Source organism: Pseudonocardia sp. KRD291, assembly GCF_019263595.1.
Lineage (GTDB): Bacteria > Actinomycetota > Actinomycetes > Mycobacteriales > Pseudonocardiaceae > Pseudonocardia.
On sequence record NZ_JADQDD010000273.1, the window covers coordinates 1 to 8,146 of the forward strand.

9 protein-coding genes are annotated in these 8,146 nt (G+C 74.4%); 4 read left to right on the forward strand and 5 right to left on the reverse strand.

Annotated features, from left to right (window positions below; genetic code table 11):
• Positions 1 to 28: 28 nt before the first annotated feature.
• The gene (locus tag I4I78_RS26665) at positions 29 to 184 is read left to right on the forward strand and encodes a hypothetical protein (RefSeq protein ID WP_218614251.1); all 156 of its coding nucleotides are present in this window, start codon (positions 29 to 31) and stop codon (positions 182 to 184) included.
• Here I4I78_RS26665 and I4I78_RS26670 read toward each other — a convergent pair.
• Positions 147 to 1,226, reverse strand: a complete 1,080-nt coding sequence (locus I4I78_RS26670; RefSeq protein WP_218614252.1) for an LLM class flavin-dependent oxidoreductase — start codon at positions 1,224 to 1,226, stop codon at positions 147 to 149. The genes I4I78_RS26665 and I4I78_RS26670 overlap by 38 nt on opposite strands.
• Before the next feature lie 129 nt (positions 1,227 to 1,355).
• Here I4I78_RS26670 and I4I78_RS26675 point away from each other — a divergent pair, with 129 nt between their 5' ends.
• Positions 1,356 to 2,306 (forward strand): glucosyl-3-phosphoglycerate synthase, encoded by a 951-nt coding sequence (locus I4I78_RS26675; RefSeq protein WP_218614253.1) that lies wholly within the window; start codon positions 1,356 to 1,358, stop codon positions 2,304 to 2,306.
• Here I4I78_RS26675 and I4I78_RS26680 read toward each other — a convergent pair.
• From I4I78_RS26680 to nthA, 3 genes are read right to left on the reverse strand one after another with little or no spacing between them, the layout of a single operon-like run.
• The gene (locus tag I4I78_RS26680) at positions 2,275 to 2,628 is read right to left on the reverse strand and encodes a nitrile hydratase accessory protein (protein ID WP_218614254.1); all 354 of its coding nucleotides are present in this window, start codon (positions 2,626 to 2,628) and stop codon (positions 2,275 to 2,277) included. The two genes, I4I78_RS26675 and I4I78_RS26680, sit on opposite strands and share 32 nt — an antisense overlap.
• Positions 2,615 to 3,274 (reverse strand): nitrile hydratase subunit beta, encoded by a 660-nt coding sequence (gene nthB / locus I4I78_RS26685; RefSeq protein ID WP_218614255.1) that lies wholly within the window; start codon positions 3,272 to 3,274, stop codon positions 2,615 to 2,617. Before nthB ends, I4I78_RS26680 begins: the two co-directional genes overlap by 14 nt.
• Positions 3,271 to 3,921 carry a nitrile hydratase subunit alpha gene (gene nthA, locus I4I78_RS26690; RefSeq protein ID WP_308252375.1) on the reverse strand — a complete coding sequence of 217 codons (651 nt, stop codon included), beginning with the start codon at positions 3,919 to 3,921 and terminating at the stop codon, positions 3,271 to 3,273. Before nthA ends, nthB begins: the two co-directional genes overlap by 4 nt.
• Positions 3,922 to 4,223: 302 nt before the next feature.
• On the opposite strand from nthA, the gene acs reads away from it, so the two are divergent.
• Positions 4,224 to 6,146 (forward strand): acetate--CoA ligase, encoded by a 1,923-nt coding sequence (gene acs, locus I4I78_RS26695; protein WP_308252376.1) that lies wholly within the window; start codon positions 4,224 to 4,226, stop codon positions 6,144 to 6,146.
• Positions 6,147 to 6,149: 3 nt separating this feature from the next.
• On the opposite strand, the gene I4I78_RS26700 is transcribed toward acs, so the two are convergent.
• Complete coding sequence (locus I4I78_RS26700; RefSeq protein WP_218614257.1) at positions 6,150 to 6,467, reverse strand: putative quinol monooxygenase; 318 nt, start codon at positions 6,465 to 6,467, stop codon at positions 6,150 to 6,152.
• Between the two features lie 106 nt (positions 6,468 to 6,573).
• Here I4I78_RS26700 and I4I78_RS26705 point away from each other — a divergent pair, with 106 nt between their 5' ends.
• Positions 6,574 to 7,728, forward strand: a complete 1,155-nt coding sequence (locus I4I78_RS26705) for a DUF3500 domain-containing protein (RefSeq protein WP_218614258.1) — start codon at positions 6,574 to 6,576, stop codon at positions 7,726 to 7,728.
• Positions 7,729 to 8,146: the final 418 nt, after the last annotated feature.

Sequence of the window (8,146 nt, forward strand, 5' to 3'; positions counted from 1 at the left end):
GAGTTAGTCGCGGCTATCTTCGGAGTTCATGGTGACGATGTCCGAGCCGGGGGCCTACCGCACGACGGATGTCGTCCGGGCTCGCGAGCGTGCGCCGTACACGCCGCGCCCGATCGACCTGCTCGCCATCATCGGCGTCCTGCTGATCATCTTCGCGGTGCTCCGGCTGGTCCAGATCGTCTGAGAGCCGCGGCCGTTCCGGCGAGCAGCTCGTAGGAACGTCGCCGGTCCGCATGGTCGTGGATCGGCGAGGTGATCATCAGCTCGTCGGCGCCGGTGTCGGCGACCAGCTCCCGGAGCCGGTCGGTGACCGTGTCCGGGGAGCCGCACACGACGGCGTCTGACGTCTCGGCGATCAGGGCCCGGTCGTCGTCGGTGTAGACGTGGCGGGCGGCGTCCTCGGGGTGCGTGAGCAGGATCCGGCGCCCGCGACGTCGGCTGAGGACCTTGAGCCGGGTCGAGCCGGCGAGCCACTCCGCGCGCCCGTCGGTGTCCGCGACGATCACCGACACGCTGACGATCACCCTCGGCGTGGTGCCCGTGGTGCCCGTGGTGCCCGTGGTGCCCGTGGTGCCCGTGGTGCCCGCGGCGACGGCCCCGTCCCGGTAGGTGCGCAGCGCCTCGGCGGCGTTGCCGGGCTGCAGGTGGTGGGCGAACGCGTACGGCAGCCCGGCCGCGGCGGCCAGCCGGGCGCTCGACCCGCCCGAGCCCAGGACCCAGACCGCCGGCACGTTGCCGGGCGCCGGCACCGCCCGGACGGGCCGGTCGGCCGCTGGCCGGAAGTACCCGAGCAGCTCATCGACCTGCTCGGCGAAGCTCGTGGCCGTCCGGTCGCGTTCCGGGCGGACGTGCTCGACCACCCGCGGGTTGCCTCCGAGGGCCCGGCCGAGACCGAGGTCGATCCGGCCCGGGTGGAACGCCTCCAGCGTGCCGAACTGCTCGGCGACGACGAGCGGGCTGTGGTTGGGCAGCAGCACCCCACCGGAGCCGACCCGGATCCGGTCGGTCTCGCCGGCGATCCGGTCCACGACGACCGCGGTCGCGGAGCAGGCCACGCCGCGCATGCCGTGGTGCTCGGGGACCCAGTAGCGGTGGTAGCCGAGACGGTCGGCCAGCCGGGCCAGGTCGACGGTGTTGCGCAACGCGGCCCGGGCGTCGGAGCCCGCGACGATCGGGGACGTGTCGAGGACCGACAGCGGTAGCTGCCCGGCAGATCCGTGCGTCACGCGCCCCTCCTCCTCGCCGGCGGCCTGGGTCCGACCCTACGAGGCCGGTCGCGGTGCCCGTAGGGTCGACACCCGCCGGCCGGTCGTGCTCCGGCTCCCTGACCGGCGGCCACCGACGACGAGGAACGGATGCTCCCCGAGCTCGAGGACTGGTTCGCGCGAGCGACCTGGCAGGACCCCCGGTGGGACGCGGCGTCCCTGAGCGGGGCCAAGGCCGGGCGACGGGTGTCGGTCGTGCTGCCCGCCCTCGACGAACAGGACACAGTCGCCGCCGTCGTCGCCGCCGTCCTGCCGCTGACCCGCGGACCGTCGCCCCTGGTCGACGAGCTGATGGTGCTCGACTCCGGGTCCACCGACGCGACCCGGCGGGTGGCCGCCGAGGCGGGCGCGCGGGTGGTCTCCCGGGAGGAGGCGCTGCCCGGCGTGCCGGCCCGCCCGGGAAAGGGCGAGGTGCTGTGGCGGTCGCTGGCCGCGACGACCGGTGACCTGGTCGTGTTCCTGGACTCCGACCTCGTCGACGTCGACACCCGCTTCGTCACCTCCCTGCTCGGCCCGCTGCTCACCGCGCCCGGCGTCGAGCTGGTCAAGGGGTTCTACCGGCGGCCGCTGCGACTCCTCAGTGCCGAGCTCGACACCGGCGGCGGGCGGGTGACCGAGCTGCTGGCCCGGCCGGTGATCACCGCGCTGTGCCCGCGCCTGGCCGGGGTCGTGCAGCCACTCGGCGGCGAGTACGCGGCGACCCGTGACCTGCTGGAGTCGTTGCCGTTCGCCGCCGGCTACGGGGTCGAGCTCGGCCTGCTGATCGACACCGAACGGACCCGGGGCCTGCACGCGCTGGCCCAGGTGAACCTGGGGGTCCGCAAGCACCGGAACCGGTCGTTGCTGCAGCTCGGCGTGATGTCGCGGCAGATCCTGGCCGCGGTGCTGAACCGGGTGCCGGTGCCGGACTCGGGCGAGGCGATCGTGCAGTTCACCCAGCTCGACGGGCAGTGGCTGCCGACCGAGCGTCCGGTGGAGACCCGCGACCGCCCGGCGATGCGCGAGCTGCTCAGCCGTCGCGGGGGGCCGGCTCCGCGGTGAGGACGCCCAGGCTGATCGGCGCGCCGTGCGGGGTCGCGCGTGCGGCCCGGTGCCAGGCCTCCTCGCGGTCGACGAGGTCCGCGGCACTGGTCAGCCCGCAGGCGACGACGACGCGTTCCAGCGCGGTCAGCCAGCTCGCGTAGTACTCGCCGTCCGGGTCGGCGGCCACGACGGCGGCCAGTTCGTCGGCGAACTCCGGCCAGGCGAAACGCCCCCGCTCGTGCAGGGCGAGCGCCAGCGCGAACGCCTGGGCGTGCCACGGCTCGGCGAAGACGGGTTCGGTGGGGACCGGCTCCTGCGGCGGGAGATCAGGCCGGCTCAAGGTAGCTCTCCCACGCGTCCACCGAGATCTCCACCGACGCGTCCGCGGCCTCGCCCCACAGCTCGGTCCCGGCGAACCGCACCGTGTAGAGCCACTCCGGGTTCTCGCCGCCGCCGTGCGCGTTGGTGTCGGGCAGGACGTGCACGCCGTGCACCAGCTCGACCGTGCCGCGGTGCCCGCGCACGTAGCGCGGCAGGCGGGTGTGACCGGCCGGATGGATGTTGCGGGCCCGCACGGCCTGCCCGACCTCGAAGCCGGGTGACCCGTGCGTGGCCCGCTCGGTCGGCGCGCCGCGGCTCAGGACCCGCGCGACGGTGTCGGGGGAGACCGTCGGGACGCCGTCGGCGCCGGGATGCCGGGCGCGGCCCCCGGCGAGCTCGTCGGCGTCGACGAGACCGTGCGCGAGCAGCAGCGACTCCAGGGCGTCCAGCCAGATCCGGTAGTAGGTCGAGGTCAGGTACGTCGCCGGTGGACGGTTCTCGCGGACGTGGCGCGACTCGTCGAGCGACCACCGGCCGAGCATCGCGCCGGCCAGCGTCACGGCCATCGTGCGGCGCTCCCAGTCGCTGTGGAACACCGGTTCGTCGACCTCCGGGACGACCTCGCCGAACCCCATCGTCCCGCCGAGGTCGTGCGCGCCGTTCACGCCGGCGCCCCGACCGACGTGGGCTCGTCGGCGGGCCGGACACCGACCATCGAGTCACGGCTGACCAGGTCGGCGAGGCGGTCCTCGCTCCAGCCGTCGGTGCCGGCCGGACGCCGCGGAACGACGAGGTAGCGGATCTCGGCGGTGGAGTCCCAGACCCGGATCCGGGTGTCGGCGGGCAGCTCGGTGCCGAAGTCGGCGAGCACGGCGCGCGGTTCGAGGACGGCGCGGGCGCGGTAGGCCGACGACTTGTACCAGACCGGTGGGATGCCCAGGACCGCCCACGGGTAGCAGGAGCACAGCGTGCAGACGACCAGGTGGTGGGTGCCGGCGTCGTTGAACACCGCGACCATGTGCTCGCCCTGGCGCCCGCCGAGGTCGAGCTCGGCGATCGCCGACGTGGCGTCGGCGGCCAGGCGCGCGGCGTAGTCCGGGTCGGTCCAGGCGCGGGCGACGACCCGGGCGCCGCCGCGGGGCCCGATCCGCGTCTGGTAGGCCTCGACGATCTCGTCCAGCGCCTCCGGCTGTACGTAGCCCTTGTCGACCAGGATCGACTCCAGGGCCCGCACCCGGGCGTCCATCGGACCCAGCTCGCTGTGGTCCGGGTGCCCGGCGCCGTCGTGATCGGTCTGCGCTGTGTCGCCCACCCCGGGGACGGTACCGGGGACGGGGCCGCCGGTCGCCACCTCGCCGGCCTGACTCCCGCACCCCGCCGGGGTCGGCGACGACCCAAGGGTGCACGAGAGCTCCCCTCGTGCAGCGGGGGTGGACGAGCGGAGCTCTCGTGCAGCGGGGGTGGGCGAACGCGCTGCCTACGTGCGAGACCTGGATGGATGAGAGCGCCGTTCGTGCAGGGGGAGTGGACGAACGCTCCTCTCGCGCACACGGGTGAGCGCATTCACGGGGCTCCGGCAGGGGTTCTGCGCGTGGTGATGGCAGGGTCGGAGTGGTGAGTACGCCGGACGAGACGTTTCCCCCGCCCACCGACCTCGCCGCGACCGCGAACGTCGGCGCGGAGGCCTACGCGCGGGCCGCGGCCGACCCGGAGGCGTTCTGGGCGGAGCAGGCCCGTCGCCTGGAGTGGACCCGGGAACCGACGCAGGGCTACGACGGGTCCGCGTTCCCGGACGTCACCTGGTTCGCCGACGGCACCCTGAACGTGGCGCGCAACTGCGTGGACCGCCACGTCGAGTCGGGCTCGGGCGAGAAGGTGGCCCTGCACTGGGAGGGCGAGCCGGGCGACACCCGCACCGTCACCTACGCCGACCTGCAGGCCCGGGTCGCGCGCTGCGCGCACGCGCTGACCGAGCTGGGCGTCGGCCGGGGCGACGTCGTCGTGGTCTACCTGCCGGTGCTGGTCGAGACGGTCGTGGTGATGCTGGCCTGCGCCCGGATCGGCGCCGTGCACTCGATGGTCTTCGGTGGTTTCTCCTCGAGCGCTCTGCGGTTCCGGGTGACCGACGGGCGCGCGAAGCTCCTGGTGACCACGGACGGGCAGTATCGGCGCGGGAAGTCGGTGCCGGTCAAGCCGAACGCGGACGCCGCCGTCGAGGACGTCGACTCGGTCGAGCACGTCCTGGTCGTGCGCCGCACCGGTGACGAGGTGGACTGGACCGAGGGTCGCGACGTCTGGTGGCACGACGTCGTCGACCGCCAGCCGTCGGAGCACCGGGCGCAGGCGTTCGCAGCCGAGACGCCGCTGATGCTGGTCTACACCTCGGGCACCACCGGCACGCCGAAGGGCCTGCTGCACACGATGGGCGGCTACCTCACCCAGACGTCCTGGACGGCGTGGGCGTGCTTCGACCACAAGCCCGACGACGTCTACTGGTGCACCGCCGACCTCGCCTGGGTCACCGCGCACACCTACGAGGTCTACGGCCCGCTGTCCAACGGCGTCACGCAGGTGATCTACGAGGGCACCCCGGACACCCCGGCGCCGGGCCGGCACTTCGAGATCATCGAACGCTACGGCGTGACCGTCTACTACACGGCGCCGACGCTGGTCCGGACGTACATGAAGTGGGGCGAGAACGTCCCGGCCGCGCACGACCTGTCGTCGCTGCGGCTGCTCGGCTCGGTCGGCGAGGCGATCAACCCGGAGGCCTGGCGCTGGTTCCACCGCGTGATCGGCGGCGGCCGGTGCCCGATCGTCGACACGTGGTGGCAGTCCGAGACCGGCGCGGCGGTCGTCGCGCCGCTGCCCGGGGTGACCACGCTCAAGCCGGGTTCGGCGACCCACGCGCTGCCCGGGCTCTCGGTGCGGGTGGTCGACGATGCCGGCCGCGACTGCGACCCGGACGAGGGCGGGCTGCTGGTGATCGACCGCCCGTGGCCGGCGATGGCCCGCACCGTGTGGGGCGACCCGGACCGCTTCCGCCGCTCCTACTTCGAGAAGTTCGCCGCGCAGGGTTGGTACACCGCGGGCGACGGCGCCCGCGTCGACGCCGACGGCTACGTCTGGCTGCAGGGCCGGGTGGACGACGTGATGAACGTGTCCGGGCACCGGCTGAGCTCGATCGAGCTGGAGTCGGCGCTGGTCAGCCACCCGCGGGTGGTCGAGGCAGGCGTCGTCGGCGCGCCGGACGCGACGACCGGTCAGGCCGTCGTCGCGTTCGTGGTCGTGGCGGGGGAGGTGACCGAAGGGGAGGACCTGAACGCCGAGCTGCGCGCGCACGTGGGTCGCGAGCTCGGGCCGGTCGCGCGCCCGCGGGAGGTGATCGTCGTCGAGGAGCTCCCCAAGACCCGCTCCGGCAAGATCATGCGCCGGTTGCTGCTGGACGTGACGGCCGGTCGCGAGCCGGGGGACACGACGTCGCTGGTCGACCCCGGGGCCTTCACCCGGCTCGCGTCCGGGTTCGCGCAGCGGTAGCCCTCAGGCGATCCGGCGCAGCTTCTGGATCTGCAGATCACCCTCGAGCAGGTCCCCGGCGATCCCGACGAAGCGCTGCAGCGGTGCGGTCTGCAGGTGCTCGTTCAGCGCGTCCTCGGAGACCCAGTTCTCGTAGAAGTAGAAGACGGCCTCGTCGTCGACGCCCTGGTTCAGGTCGTAGTTGACGCAGCCCTTCTCGGCCCGGGTGGGCTCGATCAGCGCCTCCAGCTCGCGGCGCAGGTCGGCCTCCTTGCCCGGCTTCGCGCGCATCCGGGCCACGACGGTGAGCAGGTCGCGGTTGTCGTCGGTGGGGGTGGCCATGGGGGTCCTCCGTGGGTCGGACGAGTAGGTGCCGATCACTGACTACCACAGTGCGGGGCGCCCGACCGGGCTGCCGACGGGCGGGCCCGGCGGTAGGTTCGGCGCCATGACCGCGACTCCGGACGGCGCCGGGACGACCGAGATCGCCACCGGCATGGCCGAGGCCGCGCGGGCGTGGATCGAGGGCCTCGACGACGGGCAGCGGGCCACCGCGACCGGGCACGCGCCGGTCGCCGCGGACGCCGACGCGGAGCGGCGGCACTGGTTCTACACCCCGACCGACCACGGCGGCCTGACGTTTCACGAGCAGCGTCCGCCGCAGCAGCGCGCGGCGATGGCGCTGGTCGCGTCCGGGCTCTCGCGTGCGGCGTACGTGACCGTCTCGACCGTGATGGGGCTGGAGAACGTCCTCGACCACACCGAGGGCTTCGTGGCGATGTTCGACCGCACCCGCGGCCGCGACCCGCACATGTACTACCTGCGCGTGTTCGGTGAGCCCGGGTCGACCGGGGCGTGGGGGTGGCGCTTCGGCGGGCACCACGTGTCGCTGAACTTCCTCGTCGTCGACGGCGTGGTCGTCTCCTCGACGCCGTGCTTCCTGGGTGCCGATCCGGCCACCTCGGACCTGCTGGGTGGGGCGTCGCTGCGCCCGCTCGGGCGGGTCGAGGACCTCGCGCGTGACATCGTGCGCTCGCTGCCGGCCGACCTCGCGGCCCGGGCGGTGCTGCTGGACAGGGCCCCGCCGGACCTGGAGGCGGCGAACCGGACCGTTCCGAAGCCGGGTGACCGGCACATCCCGCTGGCCGGGATCTGGCGCGCTCCCTTCGTCGACCCGGTGGAGCAGGCGAAGCTGGAGAAGGGGAGCGAGGCCATCGAGGAGCGGGCCGGCCTGAGCGAGGACGACCACCGCGCGCTCGAGCTGTCCGAGGACCCGAAGGGCGTGCCCGCCTCGGCCCTGGACGCGGGCGGGCGGGAGCAGCTGCGTCTGCTGCTGGGCACCTACCTGCAGCGGGTGCCCGATGCGCTCTCGCCGATCGGGCGCTACGACGACGACGCCGCACTGGACGCCGTGCACCTGGCCTGGGCCGGGCCGACCGAGCCCGGTGCTCCGCACTACTACCGGCTGCAGGGCCCGCGGCTGCTGATCGAGTGGGACAACACCCAGCGCGAGGCGAACCACGCGCACTCGGTGTGGCGTGACCCCACCGCGGACTTCGGCCTGGACGCGCTCGCCGAGCACCGGGCGGCGCACCACCGCTGAGCGGTCAGGGCGTCCCGGTAGCCGGGGGCGCCGTCTCCGGGGGCGCGGTCTCCGGGGCACCGTCCGCCCCGGGCCGTGGCTCGGCCCGCGGGGCGGCAGCGGGGGCGTTCCGCCGTCCGGCCTCCGGAACCGCCCCCGCCGACGGAGCCGGGCGGAGCCCGTTCCCGTCACCGGAGGGGCCGCGCTGCCCGGCCCCGGAACGGGCACCGGGGTCCGAGGGGTCCGGCTCGGCGGCGACGGAGCCGCCGGTGCCCTGCTGCCCGGGGCCGGGTGACGCGCTCCCGGTCGCGCTCGGACGGGTCGGTGCGGGTGCGGCCGGGGCGCTGCTGCGCGGCTCGTCCCGGTCCGGCGCCGGGGTGACCGGTGCGCGGGTCGCCGTACGGCGCGACGTGCTGCTGCGCGGCGACGTGGTCGGCGC

Coding starts and splice junctions, on each gene's coding strand:
- I4I78_RS26705 (WP_218614258.1), top strand. CDS start 6,574: ATGACCGCGACTCCGGACGGCGCCGGGACGACCGAGATCGCCACCGGC.
- I4I78_RS26675 (WP_218614253.1), top strand. CDS start 1,356: ATGCTCCCCGAGCTCGAGGACTGGTTCGCGCGAGCGACCTGGCAGGAC.
- I4I78_RS26665 (WP_218614251.1), top strand. CDS start 29: ATGGTGACGATGTCCGAGCCGGGGGCCTACCGCACGACGGATGTCGTC.
- I4I78_RS26700 (WP_218614257.1), bottom strand. CDS start 6,467: ATGGCCACCCCCACCGACGACAACCGCGACCTGCTCACCGTCGTGGCC.